Raw genomic sequence first — 1,142 nt, 5'->3', positions numbered from 1 at the left:
CGCTCGGTCCGCGCGGCCTGCCCTTCGGATCGAAGTCTTCCTCACGCGGACCACCGCCATCCTCGTCATCGACCAGCCCGGCTGCCGCCGGATCGACACGAACAAAACCCTCGGCGATCGACACTTGCGGTACGGCAGCCTGTGTGAACGGGATCAGCACGCCCTTGCGCCCGCCCAGCGTCACGTCGAGAATGTCGCCGCCGCCGAAATTGTGCACCGCGACCACCTTGCCAAGCACGGCACCCGTGTCGTCGCGGACTTCGAGGCCGACGAGGTCGGCATGGTAGAATTCGTCTTCCTCGCCATCGTCCGGCAGCATCGAACGGTCGACGAACAGCTCCGTGCCGGCCAGCGCCTCGGCCGCATTGCGGTCGGCAATGCCCTTGAAACGGACCACGACGACGGTGTTGGCGGGCCTGATGTCGACGATCTGGAAGGCGCGCCCGTCCCTGGCGTAGAGCGGCCCGTAGTCGGCCAGCGCCAGCGGCTCGCCGGTGAAGGTCTTCACCCGCAATTCGCCCTTGATGCCATGGGCGGCGCCGATCACGGCCATCTGGACAGGATTCTGGAGCTTGCTCATGGCGAAATATCCTTTGGCCTGCTCTAGCCCCACGCGGCTGTCATTTCAATGACGGGCTATTCACCGCTTCCTAACCCGAATATCCGAAAATGCCGCCATGCAGGAATTCCTCATCCCGGCCAAACCCGATCTCCAGGCGGCGCGCGAAAGCTGGCTGAAGATGCTGGCGCGAGAACGTCGGCTGTCGCCCGAGACGGTGGAAGCCTATGAGCGCGACACGCGTCAGTTCCTGCATTTCCTCACCGGCCATTGCGGCGGCTCGCCCGGCATTTCGGACATCGCCGATCTGCGCCCGGCGGATTTGCGCGGCTTCCTTGCCGCCCGCCGCAATGCCGGCGCCGGCGCCCGCACGCTGGGCCGGGGTCTCGCCGGCATTCGTTCGCTGCTGCGTTTCCTCGAGCGGCGCGGCCTCGCCAATGCGGCCGGTGCGGCGGCACTGCGCGCGCCGCGCCAGCCCAAATCGCTGCCCAAGCCGCTGACGGCGAGCGATGCCAAGCATATCGTTTCCATCGAAGGCCAACTGGCGGAGGAACCCTGGATCGCAGCCCGCAACGCCGCCGTG

At 66.7% G+C, this 1,142-nt stretch carries 2 protein-coding genes; one reads left to right on the top strand and one right to left on the bottom strand.

Going from position 1 to position 1,142, the window contains the following annotated elements; translation table 11 throughout:
- A partial coding sequence (rimM, locus tag ENZ75_RS32490) for a ribosome maturation factor RimM (RefSeq protein ID WP_128278647.1) occupies nt 1-580 on the bottom strand: 580 nt, incomplete at its 3' end.
- Nucleotides 581-677: 97 nt separating this feature from the next.
- Here rimM and ENZ75_RS32485 point away from each other — a divergent pair.
- Nucleotides 678-1,142, top strand: a 465-nt coding sequence (locus ENZ75_RS32485; RefSeq protein WP_164888206.1) for a site-specific integrase, incomplete at its 3' end; no start/stop codon positions are given.

The sequence above is a fragment of the Mesorhizobium sp. M7A.F.Ca.CA.002.04.1.1 genome, assembly GCF_004022805.1.
Lineage (GTDB): Bacteria > Pseudomonadota > Alphaproteobacteria > Rhizobiales > Rhizobiaceae > Mesorhizobium > Mesorhizobium ciceri.
This window is presented reverse-complemented; position numbering and strand designations above follow the sequence as displayed.